The following is a 25,638-nucleotide window of genomic DNA, read 5'->3' on the forward strand; positions in this document are numbered from 1 at the left end:
TGCTCTACGGCAGGGGCAGGGGGCCAGTTGGTGTTACGTATTCACTTCACGGCGGAAGACCTCGCACGGACGCGGGTGGCCGCAACGATCGGTGTCGCGGCGGAGATCTACTACAGCCTGGAGCTGCTGAGGGACAAGCGGGACCTTCCTCACCTGCGGTCGTGGCGGGCGGCGGTCGCGGGGCGGATGGGAGCGGACACGCGTCCCCTGACGTCGTTGGTCCCGGTGCGCGGTCCCGGGCTTGATCTGCTGGCGCTGATGGGTGATGTGGCGTCGCTGGACCACGCCGTGGACAACCTGCTGCACGCCCCGGTGTCCCGGCTGCGGCGCGAGGTCGAAGGCCTCGACTTCCATCCCCGACACCTGCCCTGGGCCAGGCGGGTGTCGGAGGGGGACCGCGACGCACTGCGGGAGCTCGCCGAGGCCGTGCGGGCCTGCCATCGCCTGACCGTGGAGCCCTACTGGCACCGAGGGCGGTCCGAGCTGGTCGGGCTGGCCACCCGGTGCGCGAACCTCGTGTTGGAGGGAGGCGTCGATCTGCTGCTGCGCTCCGTTTGCGCACCACTGGTCCGCTGGCGTCCGCCAGTGCTCGAAGCCCCCTACCCGCGACGGGTCGAAGTGCGCTTGCGGGGCAGAGGGCTGATCATCACGCCCACGGTCTTCTCGAAACTCCCGGTGAGCTTGCTGTGGGACCCGCTCGACACCACCCAGCCACCCCGGCTGACGGTGCCGGCCCTGCGCCGGCCACTGACGGGTACCGGGCCGGGCGAAGTCGAGGACTCCACCGTCCGGAACCTGGAGTCCCTGCTCGGCCGCACGCGCGCCGCCGCCCTGCAAGTGGCGGCGGAAGGCTGTACGACGACCGAGCTGGCCCGCCGCCTCAACGTCACGGCCGCGGCGGCCAGTCAGCACGCGACCGTGCTGCGCAACACGGACCTCATCACCACCAGCCGCCGCGGCGGGTCCGTGCTGCACTTCATCACCCCGCTCGGCCTGGCCCTGTTGCGGACCGGCACCCTGATGCAGGAGTGAGCCCCGCAGGTGTCGCCTTCGCGCCGTGCCCCTTTAAGCCGTGACTTAAGGGGTGGGCCGCAGGTGGCGGGCCCCTCCAGGATGTGGAGCCGCAACCAGCTCACACCATCCTGGAGAACACATGCAGACTCGTCTCGCCGCCGCGCTCGGTACCGTCGTGCTGACCGCGGGCACCCTGCTGGGCGTTCCAGCCGCCGGGGCTCAGACCTCCGCCTACCCCACCACCGCTTACGCGCGTGTCGCGGTCGGGAACACCTGGACGCAGGGCACGATCACCTGGTACAACCGCTCGGTCGCGGTGGTGGGGACGCACAAGTCCGTGAGTGCGGCCGGCCCGGCGTACTGCCGACGCACCTGGGCGTACACGTACGACTCCGCCGGTGCGAAATTGGGCTCTGCCGGTTCCTATGCTTCCGACACGGCTTGTGGCACGACCAAGGACTTCAGCAGCTTCGACGTTCTGGCTGACGTCCCCGGCGGGGCCGCGTCCGTGCGCGTCTGCCTCGATGACGGCAATCTCCAGGACCTGCTGTGCAGCCCGCCCTACCGGCGCCCCTGAATCCTCCAGGAACGTCAGGTGGCGGGGTCGACTTCGGGGTGCGTGAACCGCACGGGCTTGCCCAGCGACCGGGCGTAGGCGATCTCGGCCCGGGTGCTGTCTCCGATGTAGTCGCCGACCACGAGCACCTCGTCGGCGAGCCGGATCTTCGCCCGGTGCAGATCGTCGAGTCGCACCTTCAGGGCCTCGGCCTCGACAGGATCGGACCACAGCTCGTGCGGTGACTTCAGGTCACAACCCGGCTTGACGACGATCCTTCCGGCCTGGGTCTCCCGCAGATCGGCCTCGGCCATCTCGGTCATGAAACGCGTGGAGCCGCAGATCACGACGATACGAGGAAGGCTCAACTGCTGCTTCGCCTCGGCGAGTTTCTCCTCGGGGGTGAGCGGCTGCGCGTATGTCACTGGGTCCTCCTGTCGGACGCCCGTTTGCTGTCGCCGTTGACAGCCGGGAGTGATGTGGCGGTTTTGTTCTTTGAGGGAAGGAACCGCCACCGGCCTTCAGAGATGACGTCCAGCTCGCCGTCCCTGATGCGTACGGCCGTGGCGTCGTCGATGAAGTAGATCGGGAAGTCGGCGCGTGCGGCGATGCGGTCGGCCCAGGCGTCGTCCCGCTCGGGGAAGTCCGGTGAGTACAGGTGCGGCTTGAGATACCAGTCGAAGAGCCCGAACGGCGGCTCCACGGTCGTGGTGCCGAGCACGTGGAGGTCCGCCGTGTCCCCGATGACGTCGGCGGAGTGGCCGGTGAGATGGCGGCTGAAGATCATTGATCCGGCGCTGAATCCCACGTAGACCCGGCTCTCCAGCGCCTTGAGGAAGCCGTCGGACAGGCCGTTGCCGGTGATGCTGCGCGCGAGGTGGTAGTGGTTGCCGCCGCTGACGTAGACGACGTCGGCCTTGAGCAGCCGGTCGAGCACCAACTGCCGGGGCAGGCCGTTGAGTTCCAGGACGTCGAACTCGCGCCAGCCCAGGCCGTGCAGCCGGTTCATGTCCGCGACGAACCAGCTGTGGTCGCCCGGCTCGGCGAGCGATGCGGTGGGGACGTACACGACGTTCGCCGATCCGAACGGCTTGCCCAGCATGTCCCGCAGTGCATCGCGCAGTGTCTCGTTACTGAGGCCGCTCGCCGTCAACAGAAGGTTCATCGGGCGAGCCAAGCACGGCTGACGGACGCTCGCAACGAACCCGGGATCTCCGTATACGCCCCCTACCAGGCCCCTCACCGCACCAGAGCGGCCGCGAACACCCCGCGTTGAGCCACCAGCCACTCCTGAACGCGGTCCCAACGCCGCCAGCCACCACGCTCGGACAGCGCCTGGACGTAGCCGGGGTCACCGTCGGCCACCCGGCCGGCGACGAACGCCCGGCAGGACGCGGTCGCCTGTTCGATGACACCGGGCAGTTCAGCGCGCTCCTGCGGGGAGAGGCGGTAGCCGTCGGCGAGGATGCGCAGCCGTGCCGGGGCATCCAGTCCCGCCGGATAGAAGCCGGCCGCGGAGGTGGGATCGAGCATCGGAACCCAGTAGCGGGCGGTCATGGCGACGTCCCACACGGGCCGGCCGGGGGCCGCCAGATCGAAATCGATCAGGGCTGTGGCCTGGCCCTCGCGGAAGACGACGTTCTCCGGGCACACGTCGTTGTGGCACAGCACCGTCCCTCCCTCCGGGTCGGCCAGAGACCGCGGCCACTCGGCGGACACGTCCACCGCGAGGGCCGCGCTCGCGTCGTGCAGACGCCGCAGCAGGCTGCCCACCGATCTCAACGCGGCCTCGGTCATCGCCCAGTCCGGAAACGGCGGGAGAGGGACGTCGCCGGGGATGAAGGTCAGCTGCTCGCGGCCGTCGTCGGTGAGCCGGACGGGCCGAGGAGCAGCGTCGAATCCCTGCTCCGCGAGTGCGAGGAGGTGGGCGTGGAGGGCGCGCGCGGTGCGCGGCGCCGGACGTTCCACCAGGGAACCGTGACGCACGACCGCGCCTACGTTCACCATTCCACCGACCAGGACTTCACCCTCTGCAGCCATGCTGATCACGCTACCGTCGAGTCGCGGGAAGGTGTGGATGGTCCTCTCGTTCCCTTCGGTGCGACGCGGGAAGAACTCCCCGACGGCTACCCGAGCCATGACAGCGGCCGCGCACCCTCTGAGGTGGAAGCCCACCCGCTCATCACCAGGATCAACCCGGAGTACGGGCCCCGGCTGCGCGCCCTTCCCTGCGAGCTGGTGTGGGCGACGACCTGGATGGACGATGCGAACGACTGCATCGCACCCTGGCTCGGCCTGCCGAGTCTGCCCGTCGTGAACTGGCCGGACGCCAGCGACGATGGCCCGAGGGACGGACTGCACTGGAAGACCCGTCCACTCCTGGACTGGGCCGCCGGCCGAGCCTTCGTCTGGATCGACGACGAGATGACCGACCGCGACCGGGCCTGGATCACCGCCCACCACCCGGGACAAGCTCTCCTGCACCACGTCGATCCGCGCTACGGCCTCACCGACCACGACTTCGCCGCCCTCGACCAGTGGCTCCAGTCCCACCAGGGCTGACCACCGCTCAACCGGAATCCCATGGCCGAACGCCTCCGAGGGCAGGTGATTCGGCGGGCAGGGGCAGGCCCTGTCGGAGTTGGGTGTCGGCCGTGGCCACGATCGTGTCGGCGATGTCCCTGGGCTCCCAGCCCAGCAGCGAACGGGCCAGTACCTGAGCGCGGCCGGGGCGGCTATCGCGCCGGGGCGTCGAGTCCCCGGCCAATGGTGCGCGCCGCCTCGCGGAGGGCACCGTCGACGCGGGCGTACGGGGCGCTGGTGGGCAGGGTGACGAAGACCGCTGCCACGGCCAGGCCGTTCCGCAACACCGGTGCGGCGAAGGAGAGTTCGCCCAGTGCGTACTCTTCGTGGGCCGTGGCCAGGCCGGTCTCTCTGATGCGGATCAGTTGGGAGGCGAGGGTGCCCGGGGTGGTCACGGTGTGACGGGTGTGGCGCCGCAGCGCCGTCAGCGGGCCGTGGCCGTGGGCGAGGAGGATCTTGCCGGGCGACGTGGCGTGCAGGGGCAGGCGGTCGCCGCTGACCAGGCACAGGGCCGTGCCGTCGGAGGGGACGGCGATGTCCGCGTGGCCGCCGGTGCGGGAGGTGAGCGTGCGGAGGGCGGGGAGTGAGATGTCGAGCAGGCCGCGCGGACAAGGGGCCGCGGCGCCGATGGCGCGGATGCGGGTGCCCAGGCGATAGGAGCCGTCGGTCGCCCGCTCCAGCCCGCCCCACGCGACCAGCTCCCGCACCATCCGCAGTGCCGTCGGCACCGGTAGCCCGGTCCGGCGGGCGATCTCCGTCAGACGCAGGGTGTCCGGCGCCCCCACGAACGCGTCCAGCACCGAGAAGACCCGTCCGGCAACGCTCTCGGCCACTTCGCACCCCGCGTTTTCATTCAGTGAAAGTCCGGCGTTGTCGCCGCACCACGCACCCCGCGAAGGTCAACACATGACTCTCGACCTGTCTTCCGACGAACTCCTCTCCACCACCCGGGCGGTCCGGCACCGCCTCGACCTCACCCGGCCCGTGCCGCGCCAACTGCTGGAGGAGTGCGTGGACTTGGCGGTCCAGGCCCCGACCGGCCGCAACCGCCAGCGCTGGCACTTCGTGATCGTGACCGACCCGGAGCGGCGGGCCGCGCTGGCCGACGTGTGGCGGGACGGCGTGCGCACGCCGGGCGTCTCCGAGCCCGTCCCCGAACGGGACGTGCGCCGAGCCGACGTGGCGCACATGGAGCGGGTCTACTCCGGCGCCGCCCATCTCTACCAGCACATCCACGAGGTCCCGGCGATCGTCGTGCCCTGCGTGGAGGGCCGTACCGACAACGCGTCCGTCCTGAGGCAGGCCGGGACATGGGGGTCCATCCTCCCGGCGGTGTGGAGCTTCATGCTCGCCGCCCGGGCCCGCGGGCTCGGCAGTTGCTGGACCACCGGCAACCTCGTCCACGAGAAGGAGTCGGCCCGTGTCCTCGGGATTCCTTACGACGACGTCATGCAGGCGGCGTTCATCCCCGTGGCGTTCACCCTCGGCACCGACTTCCGCCCGGCCCGCCGCATCCCGAGGGAGGAGGTACTGCACTGGGACGCCTGGTGAACCATCCGGGACGGCTCAGGGGCTGAGGGGAAGATCCGGCGGCACCCTCCGGTTGTCGTCGGTGTACGGCCGTAGCGCACCCCGACCGGAGGGAAAGGCCACTCATGACCGACAGCCTGAAGGAAACCGTCGGACGATACGGCATCTGGAGCAGCGGCCTGCGTGACTCGGGCCCGTCCCGCAGCGGTGAACTGGCAGAGGCCGCGGCGGAGTTGGAGGAGCTGGGGTATGGCGCGCTCTGGCTCGGCGGCAGCAGTTCCGCCCGCGATGCCGCTCCGCTGATCGAGGCGTCGTCCCGGATCGTGGTCGGCACCAGCATCCAGAGCATCTGGGAGCACGAGCCCGCCGCCTCCGCCGCGAGCTTCGCCGCACTGGACTCGGCCCACCCGGGCCGCTTCGCCCTGGGCCTCGGCGTCAGTCACGCCAGGTTCGCGGAGCGGTACCGGCGCCCCTACTCGGCCCTGGTGTCCTACTTGGACGCGCTGGACGAGGCGGGCCATCCCGCCGACCGCCGCCTCCTCGCGGCCCTCGGTCCGAAGACCATCGACCTCGCCCGGGACCGTGCCGCCGGCTCCGTCCCGTACCTGGTCACCGCCGACCACACGGCCATGTCCCGGGAGCGCCTGGGCGAAGCCCCGCTGCTGGCACCGGAGTTGAAGGTCGTCCTGGAGTCCGACCCCGGCCGAGCCCGCGCCGTGGCCCGTGACTACCTCGCCGTCTACCTGACCCTGCCCAACTACACAGGCAACTTCCTGCGCAACGGCTTCACGGAGGACGACCTGGCGAACGGCGGCAGCGACCGCCTCATCGACGCGGTCTACGCCTGGGGCGACGAGACGCGGATCCGCGCCCGCATCGACGAGTACCTCGCCGCGGGCGCGGATCATGTGGCCCTCCACATCGTGGAAGGCAGCCTCCCGGGGGAGGAGTCCCTCCCCCGGGAGGCCTGGAGCAGGCTTGCTTCTCTGCTGACGTGAGGTCGATCAGGCCGCGACGAGTTCCTTCTCGCGTTCCGGCACGATGACCGGGGCCTTGGGCTTCTTGTTCGGCAGGGAGAGGCGGACGACCTTGCGCCAGGCGGAGAACACCTGCTTGGGCAGCGGGCCGGTGACGTACTCCAGCTCGTACTTCTCGAACAGCGCGCGGACCTTCACCGCGACCTCGGCGTACCGGTTGCTCGGCAGGTCCGGGAACAGGTGGTGCTCGATCTGGTGCGAGAGGTTGCCGGTCATGAAGTGCATGGCCTTGCTGCCGCTGATGTTCGCCGAGCCCATCATCTGGCGCAGGTACCACTGGCCGCGCGTCTCGCCCTTGATCGACCGGCGCTCGAAGACCTGGACGCCCTCGGGGAAGTGCCCGCACATGATCACCGAGTGGGACCAGATGTTGCGGACCAGGTTCGCGGTGAACGTGGCGGCGAGCGTGGGGAGGAACGACGGGCCCGACAGCAGCGGGTGGACCACGTAGTCCTTGAGCACCTGCTTGCGGATCTTGCGGCCCACGGCCTTGGCCCGCGCGCGGAACTCCGGGTTGTTGCGGCGGCGCTTGTGCAGGTTCTTGCCGAGCTCCAGGTCGTACGCCGCGATGCCGTACTCGAAGAAGCAGGCGTTGATGAAGTTCCACAGCGGCTGGCCGAGGTGGAAGGGGTGCCACTTCTGGTCCTCGTCGACGCGCATGATGCCGTAGCCGAGGTCGTTGTCCTTGCCGATCACGTTGGTGTACGTGTGGTGCAGCTCGTTGTGGGAGTGCTTCCACTGGTCGGCGGGGGAGACGTGGTCCCACTCCCAGGTGGTGGAGTGGATCTTCGGGTCGCGCATCCAGTCCCACTGGCCGTGCAGGATGTTGTGGCCGATCTCCATGTTGTCCATGATCTTCGCCACGGACAGGCCGGCGGTGCCGATCACCCACGCGGGCGGGAAGAGCGAGAACAGCAGCACGGCCCTGCTGGCCAGTTCCAGCTTGCGCTGCGCGCCGATGACCTTGCGGATGTACGCGGCGTCCTTCTCCCCGCGGCTGGCGATCACCTCGTCACGGATCGCGTCCAGCTCGCGGCCGAGCTCCTCGATCTGCTCCGCGGTCAGGTGGGCGGTGGGGTCGATGGCGGTCAAAGTGCTCCTACCGTTCGATGTCGCAGGGGCCCGCGGCGGCGGACACACAGGTCTGGATGAGGACGCCCGGCTCGGCTTCGGTGATCTCGCCGGTGCGCAGGTCGCGGACGGCGCCCGCCTTGAGCGGTGTGACGCAGCCGAAGCAGATGCCCATGCGGCATCCGGAGGGCATGAGCACGCCGGCCTCCTCGCCGACGTCCAGCAGCGGCGTGGCGCCGTCCGCGTCGACGGTCCTGCCGGTGGTGCTGAACGTGACCTCGCCGCCGTCGCCGGTGGCGACGATGCTGGGGCGGAAGCGTTCGGTGTGCAGACGCTCCGGTACGCCGTGCTCGCTCCAGTGCTTCTCGGCGGCGTCGAGCAGGCCCGCGGGCCCGCAGGCCCAGGTCTCGCGTTCGGTCCAGTCGGGGACGAGTTCGTCGAGACGGGCGATGTCGAGCATGCCGTGGATGTCGGTGTGCACCTCGGTGAGGCGCAGCTTCTCGGCCGCGACCAGGTCGTGCAGTTCGCTGCGGAAGATCACGTCCTGCGGCTGCGGCGCGGAGTGGATCATGACGGCGTCGTCGAACTCGGTGTCGCGCAGCATGCCCATCACGGGCGTGATGCCGCTGCCGGCCGTCAGGTAGAGCACCTTGGCGGGCTTGGCCTGCGGCAGCACGAAGTCGCCGGTCGCCTGGTCGAGCTGGATCAGTGTGCCCGGCTTCGCTCTGCGGACCAGGTGGTTGCTGACCTTGCCGTCCGGGATCGCCTTCACGGTGATGGTGACGCGGCCGTCGGGGCGGTTGGTCGGCGAGGTGAGGGAGTAGGCACGCCACAGGCGGACCCCGTCGACGTCGATCCCGATCCGCACGTACTGACCGGCCGTGTGGCCGCGCCAGCCGCGTCCCGGCCTGATCACGATGGTCGCGGCGTCACCCGTCTCCGGGTGCACGGCCTCGATGCGCCCTCGCAGGTCGGCGCCCGCGCGCAGCGGGCTGACCAGGTCGAGGTAGTCCGACGGCAGCAGTGGCGTCGTGACCATTTCCAGCAGTTTCCACGCCCTGCTGCGCAGGGCTGTACTCGTCATGACCCCAGCTTGCTGTGTCTCAGGGCGTAAAGTCCTGACCGTAGGACGTGAATTTGGTGGTTGGGATTGTTCGTAGGGAATAAAAACATGAGCCATGCGGTCCAGCGGGTCAGCGAGCTGGCTCTGGATGAGACGACGGTCACGGCCCTTCGGGCCGCGTTGAAGACCACGGCCGACGAGGTCGTTCAGGCGATCATCGACGAGGTTCCTCCGTACACGAACGCCCTTTCGGGTCACATGGGCGCCACCATCCGTCGTGCCGTCCGCACCGCCCTGGGGCACTACCTGGACCTCGCGAGCGGCAACGCCACCAGCGGCGACGCCAGTGACGCGGCCTACGAGCTGGGCCGGGGCGAAGTGCGCGACGGCCGTTCCATGGACGCCCTGCTCAGCGCCTATCGCGTCGGCGCCCGCGTGGCCTGGCGAGGCCTGGCGGCGGGTGCCGTACCCGCGGGCCTGCCCGCTGCCGAGGTCGCCAAGTTCGCCGAGCTGACCTTCGCCTACATCGACGAGCTCTCCGCCGCCAGCGCCGCGGGCCACGCCGACGAACTGGCCGCCCGGGGCCGGGCCCACGAACGCCATCTGGAGCAGTTGGCCCGCGACCTTGTCGCCGGCGCGAGCCCGGACGTGCTGCTGGCCTCCGCTCAGCGGGCCGGGTGGCCGCCTCCCGTGTCGCTGACCGCGGTCCTGCTGCCCGCCGCCCAGGCCCGGCCTGCCCATCGCACGCTCGACCCGAGCACTCTCGTCCTGGACGATCTGCCGGACGCCACCGGTGTGCTGCTCGTCCCCGATGCCGACCGACCACATCTCCTGCGGAAGCTGACGGACCGCGCCGCCGTGGCCGGCCCGGCCCGGCCCTGGACGCGCGCGTCGGCCTCGTACGCACGAGCCGCCCGCGCACGCTCCCTCTCCGCCGACATCCGCGACACCGAGGACCACCTGCCCGAGCTGGTGCTGAGCGCCGACGCGGACGCGCTCGCGGACCTGCGGGCCCGAGCCCTCGCACCGTTGCGGACCTTGCCCGCCGCGACCGCGGAACGGCTGGAGGAGACGCTGCGCGCATGGCTGCTGCACCAGGGCAGGCGCGAGGAGGTGGCGGCGGCGCTGTTCGTCCACCCGCAGACCGTCCGCTACCGCATGTCGCAGCTGCGGGAGCTGTTTCCGGATCTCGCCTCGCCCCAGCAGGTCCTTGAGCTGACGCTGGCGGTCGGTCTTCGGGCCGGCTGACGAGACGTCCCCGGAGCAGGGCGGGTACCGGCCCGGGATCAGTCGAGGAAACGGGTGACGGCCTGCCGGTAGAGCGTCGGCTGTTTCCGCGTCGATGAGGTGCCCGGCGCCGGGCACGGGGGCCAGGTCGGCCTCGCGCCGGACGTCGGCGTACTCCCGGGCGATCCCGGGGTTCTTGTGGTCGCAGCCGCCGCGCAGCACCAGGACCGGGACGTGGACACGTCGCGGGGCGGGGCGTGGGTCGGGGACGTGCAGCTGGTCGGCGGTGGTGAGTTGGTTGGCGTAGAGGCCGGGGACGGAGGCGGGGAGGCCGGTCACGGGGCGGTCGGGGTGGCAGGTGGCTGCCGAGGCGGCGATGTCGAGCAACCTGGCGCAGAGCGGGTCGAGTTCGCTGTCCGGGACCAGTGCGTGGGCGGCCCGCGGGTCGGCGTACGCCGGAAGGGACCAGGCCAACAGGCGCGGGTTCGCCTCCAGCTCGTCGACACGGCGTTGCCGCTCGGGCGTGAGCCGGTCCCAGATGTCGCCCTCGCCCCGGTCCTTCCAAGGCTGATCGACGGCATCCGCGCCCTTGCTGGGGTGCGGGCTCGCCAACGCGGAGATCGCCGAAGGGCTCCAGGTGGGTGAGGCGACCGTGAAGACACACGTCGGCCGGGTCCTGGACAAACTCGGGCTGCGCGACCGCGTCCACGCGGTGGTGTTCGCCTTCGACCACGGTCTGGTGCGCCCGGGCGGGCGGTGAGCGACGTCAGCCGCCGACCCGGACCAGGCCGCTCTCGTACGCGAAGATGACGGCGTGCACCCGATCCGGCAGCTCCAACTTGCCCAGGATCCGGCCCAGATGGGTCTTGACGGTCGTCTCGCCCAGGAACAGCCGGGTGGCGATCTCCTGGTTGCCCAGTCCCCGGGTGACCAGCGTGAGCACCTCGCGCTCGCGGGCGGTGAGCAGGTCGAGGCGCTCGTCGGGCACGGTGGACGCGGCGGGCAGCACGAACCGCTCCACCAGACGCCGGATCACCGACGGCCCCATCATCACGTCCCCGTGCAGCACCGCGCGCACGGTCACCAGGATCTCCTCGCCGAGCGCGTCCTTCACCAGAAACCCGCTCGCCCCGGCCCACAGGGCCCCGAGCCGGCGGACATGGCGGGTGGGCCGGTGGACGCGGTGGTGTCCGGGCTGCCGTGGACGGTGATGCCCGCGGCGGAGCGGAACCGGACGCTGGACGCCGTCGCGGCGGCGCCGGCGCCGAGCGGCCGGTTTACCACCTTCGCCTGTCTGCACGCCGCGTGGACCCCGCCCGGCCGACACCGGGCGGCCGGACTCCGCGAGCGCTTCGGCACGGTGGAACGCGGCCCGGTGGTGTGGCCCAACCTGCCACCGGCCTTCGTGCACCTGGCCCGTGCGCCCGGGAAAGACGTGTCGTCGATCTCGGCGTCCGTCAGCCCCTGACCGGGCAGCGCGGATGCCCGGCCGGTCTCGCGTGCCCTGGTGCCCGGCCCGTCACCCGGAGGAACGGAGGTGCTGGGACACGGCGTCGGCCGTGGCGGACACCGGGGGGAGCAGCTTCGCCAGGTGAAACGCGGCCGCCGGGGCCACCACGGCAACCGCTGCCAGCACGGCCCCGTCGGCGGAGCGCACGGGGAACGCCAGGCTGCTGATGTCCGGTTGGAGCGTGCGCTGGGAGACCGCGTAGCCCTCGCGTCTGACCTTTGCGAGGGTCTGCCGCAGCGCGCCGCCCTGGCTCGGCGTCGCCGAGGTGTACGCGCGCAGCGGTCCGGCGCAGACCTCGTTCTGTACGGATTCCTCGGCATGGGCGAGCAGCACCAGTCCCGCGGCGCAGGCGTGCAGGGGCACGCGGTCCCCGGACTCGATCCAACTCATCAGGGTGTCGCTCCCGTTGACCACGAACGAGAGGCAGACCCCTTCGACGCGGTCGCGGATCACGATGAACGCCCCGGCCGAGGTGCGGGTGTGCAGCTCCATCAGGTACGGCTGCGCCGCCTCGGCGAGTGGTGAGCAGCGGGGCGCCAGCGTTCCGGTCTCCCAGAGCCTTAAGCCGATGCTGTAGCTGCCGTCCGCGTTTCTCTCCAGCGCTCCCCAGCTGTGCAGCTTGTTCACGATGCGATGTGCCGTGGCAAGGGGGAGGCCCGACCGCCGACTGAGGTCACTCAACGTCAGAGTGCGGTTCTGCCGGTCGAACGCTCCGAGAACGCTCAGGGCGCGGTCGACAACCGAGCGCTCCGGCGTGCCGGAATGAGGCATGGTCATCCCGTCTTGTTCCTTTCGTGTGCGCACAAGGCGAGTGAACTCGACTCATGCGAACGCCAGATGGGATCTGGCGACGGGCGGCCACCCCTATGATTAAACCTTCAAGAGATGCGAGAAAGGTTGATTCCGGAAGTCCTATGGTCGATTTCGACTCCTTGCCGATCCCTGTTGTCCCCTACTCGCCAGTATGCCGACCGGGATCCGGTATCGCGGTGACCTCTTTCCAGGAACTGCTGAGGTGGGTTCCCCGGGAGTTCCTCGCCTCCCCGCACCGGTTGGAATTCCATCAGCTCCTGCTGGTCACCCAGGGGACCGGTACTTTCTCGCTGGACTCCACGCGCTTCGAGTGCCGTCCCGGAAGCCTGCTGTGGATCCGGCCGAACCAGGTGGTCCAGGCCATTCCGCAGCATGATCTGGCGGGCGAACTCATCATGTTCACCGAGGCGTTTCCGCCGCGCATGACTGCGCGCCTGGGGCTGCTCGACGATGTGCTGCGGCCCTCGCACTGGCGGCTGGGCGAGCCTGAACTGGCCGAGCTCGGACGGATCCTGTCCCTCATGCAGGAGGAATTCCGGCGACCCGAACGGGCGTTGGGCGAGGAAGTCCTCAAACACCTGCTGGCGGTCTTGCTGCTGAACGTCTATCAGATATGCAGGACGACCCATGAGGACGGAACCCCGCTCGCCCCGGTCGGCGACAGCGCCTGGGGGGAGCTGTTCGTCCGGTTCCGGAAGGAACTGGAGGGTTCCTACCGCACCACCCGCCAGGTGGAGGACTACGCCGCCGCGCTGAATTGCACGACCCGTGCCCTGTCCCGGGCGTGCCATGCCGTCGCCGGCACCTCCACCAAGAACGTCATCGATGCCCGGGTGGCGCTGGAAGCGCGCCGCCTGCTGACGCACACGGATCTGCCCATCGGCGCCGTGGCCCGTCAGCTGGGGTTCACCGAGGTTACGAACTTCACCAAGTTCTTCATACGCCGGGTGAAAATGACACCGGGGGCTTTTCGGCGGAGCACCGGCACGCTCATCGGGCCACCGGCAAACATCACCGATGGCCCTGGGGAGTCGTTACCGACGAGTTGTGAAGTGACCGGTATTCAATTCGCGGCGGAGTCGCGCCGCCCGTGAATTCCGATGCTTTCCACTCTCTGGAAGGGTGGTTGATCTAGGTCCGCTCTTCTGGGGACACTGGCGTTCGCGTGCGTCGGGCGGCCACTCCCGACACAGACGTGTCGGGCGGCTTCCGCGGATCACACCGTGCGGAAGGCGAGCACCACGTTGTGACCACCGAAGCCGAACGAATTGTTGAGGGCGGCGATCGGCCCGTCGGGCAGCGCCCTTGGTACGCCGCGCACGATGTCGGCCTCGACCTCCGGGTCGAGGTCGTCGAGGTTGATGGTCGGCGGAGCGAGCCGGTGATGCAGGGCCAGGATGGTTGCCACGGTCTCCACACCGCCGGCGCCGCCGAGGAGATGCCCGGTCATGGACTTCGTGGCCGACACCGCCACGTGGTCCATGGCGTCGCCGAGAACCTTGCGCAGGGCCTTCACCTCGGCCACATCGCCCCGGGGCGTCGATGTCGCGTGCGCGTTGACATGCACGACCTCGCCCGCTGCGAGGTCACTGGAGTCCAGCAGCGCGGTGAGCGCGGCGGAGATGCCGCGGCCCGTCGGTTCGGGCTGGGTGATGTGGTGGCTGTCGGCGGAGAGCCCCTGGCCGACTGCCTCGGCGTAGACGCGGGCGCCGCGCCGCCTGGCATGGTCCGCCGACTCCAGCACGACCACACCGGCGCCCTCGCCGATGACGAAGCCGTCGCGGGCCGAGTCGTACGGCCGGGAGGCCGCGGCCGGATCGTCGTTGCGCTTGGACATGGCCATCATGTTGCCGAAGCCGGCCATGTTCAGCGGGTGGATCGCGGCCTCCGTGCCGCCGGCCACGACGATGTCGGCCCGGCCGGCGCGGATCATGTCGATGGCGTATCCGACCGACTCGGCGCCCGAGGCGCACGCGCTGACGGGCGAGTGCACCCCGGCCCGGGCGTTGAGGGCGAGCCCGACGTTGGCGCCCTGCGTGTTGGGCAGCATCATCGGGATGGTGTGGGGAGACACCTTGCGCACCCCCTGGTCCCGGAGGATGTCGTACTGCTGGAGCAGGGAGGTCACGCCGCCGATGGCGGAGGCGACGACCACGCCGAGCCGGTCGGGGTTGACCGAGGTGTCGATGCCCGCCGGTGCGGTGAAGCCCGCGTCGGCCCACGCCTCGCGCGCCGCGATCAGCGCGAACTGGGCGGAGCGGTCGAGCTTGCGGGCCTCGGTCCTGGACAGGCACTCGGCGGGTTCCACCGCGATCTCCGCGCCTATCTTCACCGGGGTGTCGGCGGCCCAGGCGTGTGTCAGCAGCCGTACGGCGGAACGGCCCGCCATGAGCCCCTGCCAGGTGGTGGGGCTGTCACCGCCCAGCGGTGTGGTCGCTCCGACGCCGGTCACGACCACCTTGCGATCAGTCGGTTGCATGAGGATGACTCCCTGGTCGTCAGTGGTGGGCGAGGATGTAGTCGATGGCGTCGCTCACGGTCTTCATGCGGCCGGCCGCCTCGTCCGGGATGGTCACCCCGAACCGCTCCTCCGCCGCGACCACGACCTCGACCATGGACAGGGAGTCGACGTCGAGATCGTCGGCGAAGGTCATGTGGGGGAGCACCTCCTCGGGCGGGACCCCGGCGATCTCGTTGACGATGTCGGCCAGACCGCTGCGGATGTCTTCCTGTACGGCGTTCATGTGCGTCTCCTTGTGAGCGTGACGGCGTTGCTGTCGGCAAGCCGGTGTCCGGGGGAGAGTGGGGACGGGGGTGTGGGTGGGACGAACGGCGGCCGCCTGTGCGGGAGTCCGGCCGCCGGGTGCTAGGCGCAGGCGCCCTGGGGGCGAGGGGTGCGGGACCGGGCCGTGCGGGGGGACGGCACCGCGTCGCCAGGGGCTGCGGGGAGGTCGGAGAGGGAGCGGGAGACACGCCGGGCGGCCGCCAGCAGGGGACCGACGGCATCCGGGACAGCGGTGGACGCCGTACCGACGGTGATCAGGCCGATGGCGCCCAGGACGGCTCCGTCGCCGCCGTGGATCGGTGCGGCGATCTCCACCACGCCGTTCAGCAACTCGCCGTCGGACACGGCGTATCCCTGGCGCCGGGTGTGCGCGACGAGGTCCCGCAGGACGGCGGGGGCGTGGACGGTGCGCTCCGTGTACCTCCGCAGGTCGCCGCCGTAGAGCTCGTCCTGGACGGTGGTGTCGGCGGCGGCGAGGAGGACCCGGCCGCAGGCCGTGGCGTGCAGGGGGAAGCGGTGCCCGCGGGACCACGAGCGGTGCAGGGGCCGGGCGTTGCCGGAGACGCTCTCCAGGCAGATTCCCTCGGTGCCGTCCCGTGTGGAGAGCAGGACGGCGCGGCGGGTGGTGGAGCGCAGGTCGAACATGGCGGGGACGGCCGCCGCGCGGAGGCCGGCGTGCCGGGGGGCCAGCTGGGAGACCTCCCACAGCCGAAGGCCGATCGTGTACTTGTTGTCCTCCGCGCGTTCCAGCGCCCCCCAGGAAACGAGTTTCGAGACAATGCGGTAGGTCGTGGCCACGGGTATGTGCGACCTGCTGCTGATCTGGCTGACGGTCAGACTCGCGTGGGCGGTGTCGAAGGCGCCGAGGACACCCAGTGTGCGTTCGACGACGGAACGGTCCGGCGGGGCGTGTGGTGTGGTCATTCGACAGATCCCTTTTCTCGGTCATCGCGAAGGGAATTCCACGGGAATTCAACGGGCATTCCCGTTCCGTCCGCCCGGTGCCGGCCGGACCGGGCGGACGGAAGGAATTCAGGAGGCCGTGGTCGCCGCCTCCCCGCGGCGCGGGTGGCGGGGGCGTGCCGAGGGATCGACGGTGGGATAGCCGACCCGGAAGAAGACCAGGGGACGCTCGCCGCCCCGGGCCCCGCACAGCCGGGCCAGTTCGCCGACCGTGCCGGGGCAGTCGATGACGTGGCTCTGCGGATGGACGTAGATCCCGTCCCGGAACAGGTCCAGCCACAGCCGGGTCACCAGCCGCCCGGCCTCGACCTCGCCGGCCGGATCGTCGCCCTGGCCGAGGACGACCATGACGATGCCGTCGCCGCTGGTCGCGCTGGAGGACAGGGTGGTGAGCAGCCGGACCAGCCCCAGCGGCCGCAGCGCCCGGTACACCGCGGGGGTGAAGAACGTCCGCATGGCGGCGGCCTCGGCCTTGTTCAGGACCAGCATCACGTCGTTGAGGCCGTCCCGCCGGTAGTCGGGGTGGCGGGGGGAGAGCCTGGCCCAGGCCAGCAGTTCCCGGGCGATCCCGGCGTGGCCGAAGAACCAGTGGTAGGCGCGGACCAGGAGCGGCCGGGCGGCGTCCGTGGGGACGACGGCCACCCGGAATCCGGCCTCCTCGGCGGTCTTGAGGCAGCGGTCGATCACCGCCCCGGGTACCTGCTGCGAGGTCCAGGCGCCCCGCCACACGCGGCGGGCCTCGACGTCGGCCACCGACCGGGTGCTCGGCTCGAGCCATTCGCCGGGCACGATCCGCCCCACGCGGGCGGTCCGGGCGTCGTAGTCGGGCTCGAAGCGTAAAGCCATCCCGGCCTCGGCGGCGCAGATCAGCAGGGTCTCGAGGTAGGTGCCCAGCGACAGCCGGAGGTCGCGGTGCGAGGGGTCGCTGGGGCCCAGCGCGTACTCCGCGCGCCAGCCCAGCTCGACATGATCGGTGCGGTAGCGCAGGTCCCAGGGCTGGGTGTTGTGGGCGTTGGCTGCCCGGGCCGCCGTCTCGGCGACCCTGCGCAGGCGGTCGAGGGGGTAGGTGGGGGTGCTGTCGGTCTCGGTCACGGCCGTGATCCCGTCGTCTGGGGCTCGGTGGCGGAAGTGAGGTGCGGGGGCGCTGCCGGGGCGGGCTCCACCTCGGCGGATTCCTTGATGCCGAACCGGCGGTGGAGTGCCTTGAGGGGGGCCGGGGCCCACCAGTTGTAGGGGCCGACGGCCCGCATGAAGGCCGGCACCAGCACCCCGCGCACCAGGACCGCGTCCAGCACGATGGCGAGGCCGGTGGCCATGCCGTACATCTTGATCAGGGAGACGCCCGAGGTGAGCATGGCGAAGAAGGACACCGCGAGGATGGCCGCGGCGGCCGTGATGACGGGGCCGCTGGCGCCGAGTCCCTCCCGTACGGAACTCTCCAGCCGGCCGGTGCGGTCGTAGCGTTCCTTGATGCGGGCGACGAGGAAGACCTCGTAGTCCATGGACAGGCCGAAGGCGATGCAGAACACCAGGACCGGCATCGACACGGCGAGCGGCGACGGGGTGAAGCCGAGCAGGCCGGAGAGATGGCCGTCGACGAAGACCCAGACCGCGACGCCGAGGATGCCGACGAGGCTCAGACCGTTGAACAGCAGCGCCTTGAGGGGCATCAGCACACTGCCCGTCAGCAGGAACAGGAACAGCAGGCTCAGGATGCTGATCAGGGCCATCGCCAGGGGCAGCTTGCCGGCGATGGAGTGGGTGATGTCGACCAGCTGGGCCGCCTGACCGCCGACCAGGACCTTGCTGCCGCCGGGCGGATCGACCGCTCGGACGGCACGGGCCAGGTCGCCGCCCTGCTCGGAGTACGGGACCACGTCCGTCTGCACCTGGAGGCGGACCGCGTCACCGTCCCGGAAGGAAGCGGCCGTGCGCGGGTCGAGCGGGCTCAGACGGGAGCCGTCGCGGAACACCCCGGCGGCGCTGACGACCCGGGTGACCGCGGCGGTCTCGGACAGGTCCGCGGAGTAGCGCGCGAGATCGGCGTCGGTCCCCTGCCAAGCCTCGGAGACCACGTTCAGCGCGCGGTCGTCACCGACGCCGAAGTCGTCCCGCACGGCTTCCGTCACCATGCGGCTCTCGGCGGCCGTGGGCAGCACCCGCTCGTCCGGTACGCCGAACTGGGCGCCGGCGAAGGGCACCGCCATGAGCAGCAGCAGAGCGATCACGGGGGTGGCGAGCAGGATGGGACGGCGGAAGGCGAGGCCGGCCATCCGGCCCCAGAAGGTGTCGGCGGCCGGGGCGCGCCGCGTGCGCCGGCGGCGGCCGAGGGCGTCGATCCGGTCGCCGAGCAGGACCAGGGACGCCGGCAGCAGGTACAGCGAGCCGAGGACGGCCCACAGCACCACGGCGATGCCCGCCAGCGCGAAGGAGCGCAGGAAGTACTGGTCGAAGACGAGGAGCGTGGCGAGGGCGGCTCCGACCACGGCACCACTGACGGCCACGGTTCGGCCGGCGGTCGCGCGGGTGACGCGCAGGGCGTCGGCGTTGTCGCGGCCGGCCTCGCGTTCCTCCCGGTAGCGCGTGACGATCAGCAGGCTGTAGTCGACGGAGAGGCCGAGTCCCAGCGCTGTGATCAGGTTGACGGCGAACACGGAGACGTCGGTGAACTGCGCGGCGACGTTGACGGCCGCCAGCGCTCCGACGATGGTGAGCACGGCCAGGAGCATGGGCAGCAGGGCGGCGATCAGACCCCGGAAGACGATCACGAGCAGCAGCAGGGTGATCGGGATGGCGATGCTTTCCGCGGCGACGATGTCCTTCTCGACCTGTTTGTTCATGTCGTTGTTGATGGCGGTGATGCCGCCGAAGGAGACCGAGACGGCGCCGTCCGGGTCCGACAGCTTCTCGTGCAGCGTGTCGGCGGTGCGCATGCTCTCGTTCTCGTCGCCGTCGACCCGGACGAGGATCAGGGCCGCGTCACCCGAGCGCAGGCTCTTGTCGCCGCTGTCGAAGTAGGAGGCGACGACCCTGGTGCCGGCGGTGCCGGAGACCGTCTTGTCGATGGTTTCGGCCTCGGTGCGGGCCGCGGTGCTGCCGGGTCCGCCCTTGGGGTCCTTGACCAGGATGACGAGGTTGGGCTGGCTGTCGGGGAACGAGCGTTCCAGCGCCTCGGCGGCGGCCACGGAGTCGGAGCCGGGGTCGTCGAAGCCACCCGACTTGAGACGGTCCAGCACCCCGGCGCTCGCGGCGCCGGCGACCAGTAGGAGGAGGAGTCCGGCGAGAAGGGTGAACCAGGGGCCGCGACGTTTCTTTCGGTCGCTCCCGGACGGCACCGAAGTGACCATCACGCTGAGGTCCTTTCTTCAGCTGTGCCCGCGGGCCTGCCAGTAGTCGGCCGGGGCTGGATGGGGGGAACGGGGAGAGCGGTGGTGCGGGGCGGAGCAGTGGGACGGGGGAGCGACTGCCGCGGATCTGCGGACGGATTGCGTTCGACTCGCCACTGACCTGGGGAAACACTGGCGTGACAAGTGCTCTGGTCAGAGAGCACTGCTCTTTGTCGAGGGTAGTTTTACAGCGAGCACCGCTTCAGTGCAAGAGCACTGCTCTCATCAAGAGAGCAGTGCTCCGATACTTGGGCGGTGCTCTCGCAGGTGGCAGACTGTCGTCATGGATGTCATCCAAGGAGCCAAGGAGAGGGTCCGCGCCGAGGTGGCCGCCGCCATCAAGGGCGAGGCCCGCAAGCAGCTCGCCGCCGAGGGCGCGGCGCGGCTCTCGCTGCGCGCGGTCGCCCGTGAGCTGGGCATGGTCTCGTCGGCGCTCTACCGCTACTTCCCCAGCCGGGACGATCTGCTCACGGCCCTCATCGTCGATGCCTATGACGCCATCGGGCAGGCGGCCGAGAGAGCCTGCGCGGCCGCGGGCGTCACCGACCCGCTGCGGGCCTGGGTCGACGTCTGCCGCTCCGTGCGCGCCTGGGCGCTCGAGCATCCGCACGAGTACGCGCTGATCTACGGCTCACCCGTGCCCGGCTACGCCGCCCCGCAGGACACCGTGGCCCCGGCCTCCCGGGTCGCGCTGGTCCTGCTCGGGGTGGCGGAGGCCGCTCACGACGCCGGCGTCCTCACCGAGCCGGACCTCCCGGCGGCGGACTGCGACTCGGTCGTCGCCGACGAGATCCGCGAGCTGCTGGACCAGCCGGACCGCACCCTGCCGGGCCCGGTCGCGCCCCGCCTGGCCGCCGCCTGGGCGCAGCTCTTCGGTCTGATCAGCTTCGAGGTCTTCGGGCAGTTCAACCGGGTCATCGACGACCGCGACACCCTCTTCGGGAAGGCGGTCGTCGCGCTCGCCCATCAGGTGGGCCTGCGCCCCATGGGGGACAGCGCACAGGCCTGACGCCAGACACCGCCCGGTTCCCTCACGTGTCCTCGCGAGGGAACCGGGCGGCTGTATGAAGGGAGGTGAATTTCTCCATCTGTTCATGGTTTCGGGGCCGCTTTCTCACTGAACGGAAAACAGCAAGTCAAACTGACTTTCTGGTTTTGTTCATTCCGTTCACGAGTCGCTCACAGGTTTTCTTCCACTGGTTGAGAAGGCCGCTTGCGCACTCTCCGCAACCGCCGCCAAGCTCTCCGTTGTCGACGTCAGTGGCGGACGCACCTACTTTTACCGCCGCCTCCTTCTTCTGACGTCGAGCCATTTTCGCAATCGAGGTCGGATCGAGGTAGCGTTCGTGGCTGATATGGCTATCGTCGGCATGTCGTGCCGATTTCCCGGGGCCGCCGATATCGGCGAGTTCTGGAGAATGCTGGTAAATGCCGAGTCGCAGTTCTCGGCGGTCCCCGCGAGCCGCTGGGACCACTCCGCCTACCACCGGCCGGGTGATTTCAGGGAGCCGCACGGCGTCTACACCGACCAGGTCGCGTTCCTGCCCGAGGTCGAACGGTTCGCCCCCGCCCACTACGGCATCCCGCCCCGCCGGGCCCGCACGATGGACCCGCAGGCCAAGCTCTTCGTGGACCTGGCGCGCGAGGCGCTTCAGGACGCCGGCTGGGAGCGCACCGGCTTCGACCGGTCCCGTACCGGCGTCTTCGCCGGGGTGACCTCGCTCGACCACCGGGACATCAGCGTCTCCCGCATCACCGCGAACCTGCTCGCGGACGGCTCCTTCCACGACGGGCAGAGCGACCCGGAGCTGCTGGAGCGGCTGCACGAGGCGACCGATTCCTCGCTGATGCCCATGAACTCCTTCACCATCCCCGGGGCTCTGGCGAACATGGTCCCGTGCACGGTCAGCGAGGTCCTCGACCTCGGCGGCCCCTCCATCTCGCTGGACGCGGCCTGCTCCTCGGCGCTCGTGGCCCTGGACGCCGCGGTGCGCAGCCTGCGTTCGGGAGCCTGCTCCATCGCGCTCGTGGGCGGGGTGTACATCGGCCTCTCCCCGACGCCCCTCGTCGGCTTCGCCCGGTCCGGCGCACTGTCCCGGCACGGGGTGTGCCGGCCGTTCGACGAACGCGCCGACGGCTTCGTGCTCGGCGAGGGAGGCGCCCTCCTGGTGCTGCGCCCGGTGGAGGACGCCGTGGCGGCCGGGGACCGCATCTACGCCGTCGTCACCGGGGTCGGCTCCGCCAACGACGGCCGGGGCGGCGGCCCGATGACACCGCAGGCGCAGGGCCAGCTCGCCGCGCTGCGCGCCGCCTACCGTGACGCCGGGACGGACCCCGGGCAGATCGACCTGCTGGAGGCGCACGGCACGGGCACGCCGGTCGGCGACCGGACCGAGATCGAGGCCATCGGGCTGCTGCGCGCGGAGTCCGGCTCGACGCAGCCGTGCTACGTCTCCTCCTCCAAGGCGCTGATCGGGCACACGCTGTCCGCGGCCGGCGCGGCGGGGCTGGTGAAGGCCGCGCTCGCCGTGCACCACGGTGTCGTACCGCCGCAGCCCGCGGAGATGCAGGTCAACGGTGCCCTGGACCTGGAGTCCACGGGGCTGCGGGTGGCCACCGCCGCGCAACGGTGGCCGCACGAGGGCGTGCGTCGGGCGGGTGTCAGCTCCTTCGGCTTCGGCGGCACCAACGTGCACGCGGTCCTGGAAGGCGCGCCGGCCGCCGAGCCGGACCCGGGCGACGGCCGACTCCCCGACGAGCCCTGGCTGTTCCTGCTGTCCGCCGGGTCGCTGGCGGACCTCGCCCGGCACGCGGAGGACATCCGCGGGTCGGTCGCCGCTGATCCGGACGCCACGCCCGCCGAGGTGGCCCACACCCTGGCCCGGCGCGAACTGCTCACCGCTCGCCTCGCGTTCGTCGCCGCGAGCCGTGAGGAACTCCTCGACCGGCTCCAGCTCGCCGCGCGGCGACTGGCGGACGGCGCCGTCGGGGAACTGGCCCCCGGCATCCACGCGGCGGCGAAGCCACTGCCGGCGGATGAGCGCCGGATCGCCTTCGCCTTCCCGGGGCAGGGCTCGCAGCGGCCCGGCATGCTGGCGGACCTGGTCCGGCGGTTCCCCTCGTCCGCCCGTCGCGCCGCCGAACTGGCCACCCTGACCGCCGAGGAGTCGGACACGGTGCCCGCCGTGCTGCCCGGACTGCTGTGGGAGGCGCACGACGCCGACGACAGCGACGCGCAGGCGGCCCTGATGGTGACCGACATGTGCCAGCCGGGCCTGGGCATCACGGGTGCCGCCACCGTCGAACTGCTCGCCGCCTGCGGTATTCGCCCCGATGTCGCGGTCGGCCACAGCGTCGGCGAGTTCCCCGCCGCGGTCGCGGCCGGGGCGTTCACCGCCCCCGATGCTGTCAGGTTCATGACACGCAGGGGTGCGGCGCTGGCCGCCGCCGTACCGTCCGGCACCGGTGCCATGCTCGCGGTACAGGCCCCCGCCGCCGAGGCCGAGCGCCTCGCCCTGGCCGTCGAGGGCGTCTGGCCCGCCTGCTACAACCACGAGGGCCAACTCGTCTTCAGCGGCGGCCTCGAGAACGTGGAGGCGCTGCGCACCCACTGCGCCGAGCAGGGCGTCGCCGCCGTCCTGCTGCGGGTGTCGCACGCCTTCCACTCACCCCTGGTCGCGGCCGCCGACGAGGTGATGGCGGAGACGATCGCGGGCCTGCCGCTGACCGAGCCCGCCTGCACCTTCATCTCCGGCGTCAGCGGTCAGGAATGCCGGGAAACCCAGGACATCAAGGAGCTGTGGGCCCGTCACAACACCGCCCCCGTACGGTTCACCGACGCGGTCCGGTCGGTCGCCGCGACCGGCGCCCGCTTCCTCGTGCAGATCTACGGCGGCGACACCCTCCTGCGGATGGCCCGGCGCAGCGCCGCAGGAGCGGACCTGGAACTCGTACCCCTGACGACGAACCGGTCCGACGACGGCCGCGCCTTCCTCACCGCGCTCGGCCGGCTCGCCGTGGCCGGGGCCCCGCTGGACCCGGCGGCGCTGTTCCCCGCCGACACGGGGCGCCTGCTGTCCCTGCCGCCGTCGCCGCTGCACACGGCGGTGTACACCGTCCGCACCGGCACCGGCCGCCCCCAGCACCGCACCGTGATCCCCCGCCCGGCCGCCACGGCCACCCCCACGCCGTCCGCCGCCCGCGCCCCCGAGCCGAGCCTGCGCACGGTCATTCCCTCCCCCCTCGCCACCACCCCGATCGGAGAGCCGAGGATGAGCGGTCTCATCGAGTTCCTGCACGCCCAGGTGTCCCTGTTGCAGTCCTTCGACCCGGCCGGCAAGACACTGCCGTACACGGCCGCCCCGACGATCACCGCCTCCGTCCAGGAGCATCCGCAGGAGGCGCTACCCGAGGCCGCCGCCCTCGAACCGGCGGCAGCACCGGCCCAGGTCGCGACCGACGAGGTGCGGACGGCCGTGTACGCGGGGATATCCCAGGTCAGCGCCTACCCCGAGGACTTCCTGCGGCCCGAGCACGCCTTCGCCACCGACCTCGGCTTCGACTCGATCATGCTGGCCGAGCTGGCCACCCGGCTGCGCGGCAGGTGGCCGCAGGTGCAGGTGAAGGCCGCCGAGATGATGGACATCGCCACGATCGGCGACCTGGTCACCACCCTCGGGGACCGCCTCGGCGCGACAGCGGTGGCGCCCCCCACCGCCGCCCCGCCGCCGGTCACGGTGCCGGCGCTCGCCGCCCCCGCATCCGCCCCCGCATCCGCCGCCCCCGCACCCACCGCCCCGGCCCCCGTCGAACAGCCCCGCAGCGCGCAGGACCGCAGCGCGGCCGCCGACGTCCGGGTGTTCCCCGAGGTCCTCGCCTCGCTGGAGCGCAAGCGGAGCATCGAATCCTCCGGCGTCGTCAACCCGTACTTCCTGCCGCACGAGGGCACCATCCGCGACACCACGCGGGTGGCCGACCGCGAGCTGATCTCCTTCTCCAGCTACAACTACCTCGGCCTGTCCGGCCACCCGGCGGTCGCCACGGCCGTCCAGGAGGCCGTCGAGCGCTACGGCTCCTCGGTGTCCGCCGCCCGCATCCTGTCCGGCAACCGCCCGCTGCACGTGGAACTCGACCGGGGACTCGCCGAACTCGTCGGCGCCCAGGACGCGGTGAGCCTGGTCAGCGGGCACGCCACCAACGTCACCGTCATCGGACACCTGATGGGCCCCGAGGACCTGATCCTGCACGACGCCCTCGCGCACGACAGCATCATCCAGGGGTGCCGTCAGTCCGGCGCCGCCCGCCAGCCGTTCCCGCACAACGACCTGGTGGCCCTCGACCGCATCCTCAGCCATGTGCGCGACGGCTACCGCAGGGTGCTGATCGTGGTGGAGGGCGTGTACAGCATGGACGGCGACACCGCGGACCTGCCCGCGCTCATCGCCGTCAAGCAGCGGCACGACGCCCTGCTCATGGTGGACGAGGCCCACAGCATCGGCGTGATGGGCAAGACCGGCGGCGGCATGGCCCAGTTCAGCGGCGTCAACCCCGACGACGTGGACGTGTGGATGGGCACCCTGTCCAAGTCGCTCGCCAGCTGCGGAGGTTACGTCGCCGGACGGCACGAGCTCATCGAGCACTTCCGGTACACCCTGCCGGGCTTCGTGTTCAGCGCGGGCCTGCCGCCGGCGTCCGCGGCCGCCGCTCTCACCGCCCTCCGACTGATCCGCGAGGAACCCGAACGCGTCACCCGGCTGCACGACAACGCGGCCCTGTTCCTGCGGCTCGCGGCCGAGGCCGGCGTCGACGTGGGCACCAGCGAGGGCACCCCGGTCGTGCCCGCGATCACCGGCGACTCCGCGAAGGCCCTGCTCCTGGCCGACCGCCTCTACGCCCGCGGCGTCAGCGCCAACCCGATCCTGCACCCGGCGGTGGAGGAACGCCTCGCCCGGCTGCGGTTCTTCATCACCTCCGAGCACACCGAGGAGCAGATCACCACCGCGGTGCGCATCCTCGGCGAGGAACTGGCCGCGCTGTCCTCCTGACGCCCCCCCCGCACGGCACCGGGGCGGAACCGGCCGGTTCCCCCGCCGACGGCCGC

23 protein-coding genes and 1 pseudogene are annotated in these 25,638 nt (G+C 71.0%); 11 read left to right on the forward strand and 13 right to left on the reverse strand.

The window, feature by feature from the left end:
• Nucleotides 1-75 precede the first annotated feature (75 nt).
• Both EJC51_RS43355 and EJC51_RS43360 read left to right on the forward strand, forming a co-directional pair.
• Nucleotides 76-1,032 carry an ArsR/SmtB family transcription factor gene (locus EJC51_RS43355; protein ID WP_244363138.1) on the forward strand — a complete coding sequence of 319 codons (957 nt, stop codon included), beginning with the start codon at nucleotides 76-78 and terminating at the stop codon, nucleotides 1,030-1,032.
• Between the two features lie 121 nt (nucleotides 1,033-1,153).
• Nucleotides 1,154-1,591, forward strand: a complete 438-nt coding sequence (locus tag EJC51_RS43360) for a hypothetical protein (RefSeq protein ID WP_126276136.1) — start codon at nucleotides 1,154-1,156, stop codon at nucleotides 1,589-1,591.
• Nucleotides 1,592-1,605: 14 nt separating this feature from the next.
• Here EJC51_RS43360 and EJC51_RS43365 read toward each other — a convergent pair whose 3' ends face one another.
• The 3 genes from EJC51_RS43365 to EJC51_RS43375 form a co-directional block, all read right to left on the reverse strand.
• Nucleotides 1,606-1,995, reverse strand: a complete 390-nt coding sequence (locus EJC51_RS43365; RefSeq protein ID WP_165951083.1) for a TIR domain-containing protein — start codon at nucleotides 1,993-1,995, stop codon at nucleotides 1,606-1,608.
• Complete coding sequence (locus EJC51_RS43370) at nucleotides 1,992-2,735, reverse strand: Type 1 glutamine amidotransferase-like domain-containing protein (RefSeq protein ID WP_126276137.1); 744 nt, start codon at nucleotides 2,733-2,735, stop codon at nucleotides 1,992-1,994. The genes EJC51_RS43365 and EJC51_RS43370 overlap by 4 nt, the downstream gene beginning before the upstream one ends.
• A 74-nt stretch (nucleotides 2,736-2,809) precedes the next feature.
• The gene (locus EJC51_RS43375; protein WP_126276138.1) at nucleotides 2,810-3,610 is read right to left on the reverse strand and encodes a phosphotransferase; all 801 of its coding nucleotides are present in this window, start codon (nucleotides 3,608-3,610) and stop codon (nucleotides 2,810-2,812) included.
• 33 nt (nucleotides 3,611-3,643) lie between these two features.
• Here EJC51_RS43375 and EJC51_RS43380 point away from each other — a divergent pair, with 33 nt between their 5' ends.
• Complete coding sequence (locus EJC51_RS43380) at nucleotides 3,644-4,132, forward strand: HAD domain-containing protein (RefSeq protein ID WP_126276139.1); 489 nt, start codon at nucleotides 3,644-3,646, stop codon at nucleotides 4,130-4,132.
• Between the two features lie 173 nt (nucleotides 4,133-4,305).
• Here EJC51_RS43380 and EJC51_RS43390 read toward each other — a convergent pair whose 3' ends face one another.
• Entirely contained in the window at nucleotides 4,306-4,986 is a 681-nt protein-coding gene (locus EJC51_RS43390) for an IclR family transcriptional regulator (protein ID WP_126276141.1), read from the reverse strand.
• A 73-nt stretch (nucleotides 4,987-5,059) separates the two neighbouring features.
• Here EJC51_RS43390 and EJC51_RS43395 point away from each other — a divergent pair, with 73 nt between their 5' ends.
• On the forward strand, nucleotides 5,060-5,704 hold the full coding sequence (locus EJC51_RS43395) for a nitroreductase family protein (RefSeq protein WP_126276142.1): 645 nt from the start codon (nucleotides 5,060-5,062) through the stop codon (nucleotides 5,702-5,704).
• 104 nt (nucleotides 5,705-5,808) lie between these two features.
• Nucleotides 5,809-6,681, forward strand: a complete 873-nt coding sequence (locus EJC51_RS43400) for an LLM class F420-dependent oxidoreductase (RefSeq protein ID WP_126276143.1) — start codon at nucleotides 5,809-5,811, stop codon at nucleotides 6,679-6,681.
• A 6-nt stretch (nucleotides 6,682-6,687) separates the two neighbouring features.
• Here the strand turns inward: EJC51_RS43400 and EJC51_RS43405 are convergent, their stop codons facing one another.
• Complete coding sequence (locus EJC51_RS43405) at nucleotides 6,688-7,812, reverse strand: fatty acid desaturase family protein (RefSeq protein ID WP_059190901.1); 1,125 nt, start codon at nucleotides 7,810-7,812, stop codon at nucleotides 6,688-6,690.
• Nucleotides 7,813-7,819: 7 nt separating this feature from the next.
• On the reverse strand, nucleotides 7,820-8,875 hold the full coding sequence (locus EJC51_RS43410) for a ferredoxin reductase (RefSeq protein ID WP_126276144.1): 1,056 nt from the start codon (nucleotides 8,873-8,875) through the stop codon (nucleotides 7,820-7,822).
• Between the two features lie 87 nt (nucleotides 8,876-8,962).
• On the opposite strand from EJC51_RS43410, the gene EJC51_RS43415 reads away from it, so the two are divergent.
• Complete coding sequence (locus tag EJC51_RS43415) at nucleotides 8,963-10,102, forward strand: PucR family transcriptional regulator (protein WP_126276145.1); 1,140 nt, start codon at nucleotides 8,963-8,965, stop codon at nucleotides 10,100-10,102.
• A 568-nt stretch (nucleotides 10,103-10,670) separates the two neighbouring features.
• Nucleotides 10,671-10,841 (forward strand): annotated as a pseudogene (locus tag EJC51_RS49295) (response regulator transcription factor); the annotation flags it as partial.
• 6 nt (nucleotides 10,842-10,847) lie between these two features.
• Here the strand turns inward: EJC51_RS49295 and EJC51_RS43425 are convergent.
• Complete coding sequence (locus EJC51_RS43425) at nucleotides 10,848-11,195, reverse strand: response regulator transcription factor (RefSeq protein WP_244363143.1); 348 nt, start codon at nucleotides 11,193-11,195, stop codon at nucleotides 10,848-10,850.
• Nucleotides 11,196-11,255: 60 nt separating this feature from the next.
• On the opposite strand from EJC51_RS43425, the gene EJC51_RS48025 reads away from it, so the two are divergent.
• Nucleotides 11,256-11,549, forward strand: coding sequence for a hypothetical protein (locus tag EJC51_RS48025; protein WP_166682782.1), 294 nt, complete (start codon nucleotides 11,256-11,258; stop codon nucleotides 11,547-11,549).
• A gap of 51 nt (nucleotides 11,550-11,600) precedes the next feature.
• On the opposite strand, the gene EJC51_RS43430 is transcribed toward EJC51_RS48025, so the two are convergent.
• Nucleotides 11,601-12,368: an IclR family transcriptional regulator gene (locus EJC51_RS43430; RefSeq protein WP_126276147.1), complete on the reverse strand. Its 768-nt coding sequence runs from the start codon at nucleotides 12,366-12,368 to the stop codon at nucleotides 11,601-11,603.
• Between the two features lie 212 nt (nucleotides 12,369-12,580).
• Between EJC51_RS43430 and EJC51_RS43435 the strand changes: the two genes are divergently transcribed.
• Nucleotides 12,581-13,498 (forward strand): AraC family transcriptional regulator, encoded by a 918-nt coding sequence (locus EJC51_RS43435; RefSeq protein WP_244363146.1) that lies wholly within the window; start codon nucleotides 12,581-12,583, stop codon nucleotides 13,496-13,498.
• A 122-nt stretch (nucleotides 13,499-13,620) separates the two neighbouring features.
• Here EJC51_RS43435 and EJC51_RS43440 read toward each other — a convergent pair whose 3' ends face one another.
• From EJC51_RS43440 to EJC51_RS43460, 5 genes are all read right to left on the reverse strand, one after another.
• The gene (locus EJC51_RS43440; protein ID WP_126276149.1) at nucleotides 13,621-14,883 is read right to left on the reverse strand and encodes a beta-ketoacyl-[acyl-carrier-protein] synthase family protein; all 1,263 of its coding nucleotides are present in this window, start codon (nucleotides 14,881-14,883) and stop codon (nucleotides 13,621-13,623) included.
• Nucleotides 14,884-14,902: 19 nt separating this feature from the next.
• Nucleotides 14,903-15,148, reverse strand: a complete 246-nt coding sequence (locus EJC51_RS43445; protein WP_126276150.1) for an acyl carrier protein — start codon at nucleotides 15,146-15,148, stop codon at nucleotides 14,903-14,905.
• Nucleotides 15,149-15,270: 122 nt separating this feature from the next.
• Entirely contained in the window at nucleotides 15,271-16,113 is an 843-nt protein-coding gene (locus EJC51_RS43450; protein WP_126276151.1) for an IclR family transcriptional regulator, read from the reverse strand.
• Between the two features lie 108 nt (nucleotides 16,114-16,221).
• Nucleotides 16,222-17,244, reverse strand: a complete 1,023-nt coding sequence (locus tag EJC51_RS43455) for a hypothetical protein (protein WP_126276152.1) — start codon at nucleotides 17,242-17,244, stop codon at nucleotides 16,222-16,224.
• Nucleotides 17,241-19,499: an MMPL family transporter gene (locus EJC51_RS43460; protein ID WP_126277371.1), complete on the reverse strand. Its 2,259-nt coding sequence runs from the start codon at nucleotides 19,497-19,499 to the stop codon at nucleotides 17,241-17,243. The genes EJC51_RS43455 and EJC51_RS43460 overlap by 4 nt, the downstream gene beginning before the upstream one ends.
• Before the next feature lie 322 nt (nucleotides 19,500-19,821).
• Here EJC51_RS43460 and EJC51_RS43465 point away from each other — a divergent pair, with 322 nt between their 5' ends.
• Nucleotides 19,822-20,547 (forward strand): TetR/AcrR family transcriptional regulator, encoded by a 726-nt coding sequence (locus EJC51_RS43465; RefSeq protein WP_126276153.1) that lies wholly within the window; start codon nucleotides 19,822-19,824, stop codon nucleotides 20,545-20,547.
• A gap of 346 nt (nucleotides 20,548-20,893) precedes the next feature.
• Nucleotides 20,894-25,582 carry a type I polyketide synthase gene (locus EJC51_RS43470; RefSeq protein ID WP_279631448.1) on the forward strand — a complete coding sequence of 1,563 codons (4,689 nt, stop codon included), beginning with the start codon at nucleotides 20,894-20,896 and terminating at the stop codon, nucleotides 25,580-25,582.
• The last annotated feature ends 56 nt before the right edge of the window (nucleotides 25,583-25,638 follow it).

Source organism: Streptomyces aquilus (assembly GCF_003955715.1).
GTDB classification, from domain to species: Bacteria; Actinomycetota; Actinomycetes; order Streptomycetales; family Streptomycetaceae; genus Streptomyces; species Streptomyces aquilus.

Excerpts from the sequence above, each read along its gene's own strand:
- EJC51_RS43360 (WP_126276136.1), top strand. The coding sequence starts at position 1,154 with ATGCAGACTCGTCTCGCCGCCGCGCTCGGTACCGTCGTGCTGACCGCG.
- EJC51_RS43370 (WP_126276137.1), bottom strand. The coding sequence starts at position 2,735 with ATGAACCTTCTGTTGACGGCGAGCGGCCTCAGTAACGAGACACTGCGC.
- EJC51_RS43375 (WP_126276138.1), bottom strand. The coding sequence starts at position 3,610 with ATGGCTGCAGAGGGTGAAGTCCTGGTCGGTGGAATGGTGAACGTAGGC.
- EJC51_RS43395 (WP_126276142.1), top strand. The coding sequence starts at position 5,060 with ATGACTCTCGACCTGTCTTCCGACGAACTCCTCTCCACCACCCGGGCG.
- EJC51_RS43400 (WP_126276143.1), top strand. The coding sequence starts at position 5,809 with ATGACCGACAGCCTGAAGGAAACCGTCGGACGATACGGCATCTGGAGC.
- EJC51_RS43410 (WP_126276144.1), bottom strand. The coding sequence starts at position 8,875 with ATGACGAGTACAGCCCTGCGCAGCAGGGCGTGGAAACTGCTGGAAATG.
- EJC51_RS43415 (WP_126276145.1), top strand. The coding sequence starts at position 8,963 with ATGAGCCATGCGGTCCAGCGGGTCAGCGAGCTGGCTCTGGATGAGACG.
- EJC51_RS43430 (WP_126276147.1), bottom strand. The coding sequence starts at position 12,368 with ATGACCATGCCTCATTCCGGCACGCCGGAGCGCTCGGTTGTCGACCGC.
- EJC51_RS43440 (WP_126276149.1), bottom strand. The coding sequence starts at position 14,883 with ATGCAACCGACTGATCGCAAGGTGGTCGTGACCGGCGTCGGAGCGACC.
- EJC51_RS43445 (WP_126276150.1), bottom strand. The coding sequence starts at position 15,148 with ATGAACGCCGTACAGGAAGACATCCGCAGCGGTCTGGCCGACATCGTC.
- EJC51_RS43450 (WP_126276151.1), bottom strand. The coding sequence starts at position 16,113 with ATGACCACACCACACGCCCCGCCGGACCGTTCCGTCGTCGAACGCACA.
- EJC51_RS43460 (WP_126277371.1), bottom strand. The coding sequence starts at position 19,499 with ATGGTCACTTCGGTGCCGTCCGGGAGCGACCGAAAGAAACGTCGCGGC.
- EJC51_RS43465 (WP_126276153.1), top strand. The coding sequence starts at position 19,822 with ATGGATGTCATCCAAGGAGCCAAGGAGAGGGTCCGCGCCGAGGTGGCC.
- EJC51_RS43470 (WP_279631448.1), top strand. The coding sequence starts at position 20,894 with ATGGCTATCGTCGGCATGTCGTGCCGATTTCCCGGGGCCGCCGATATC.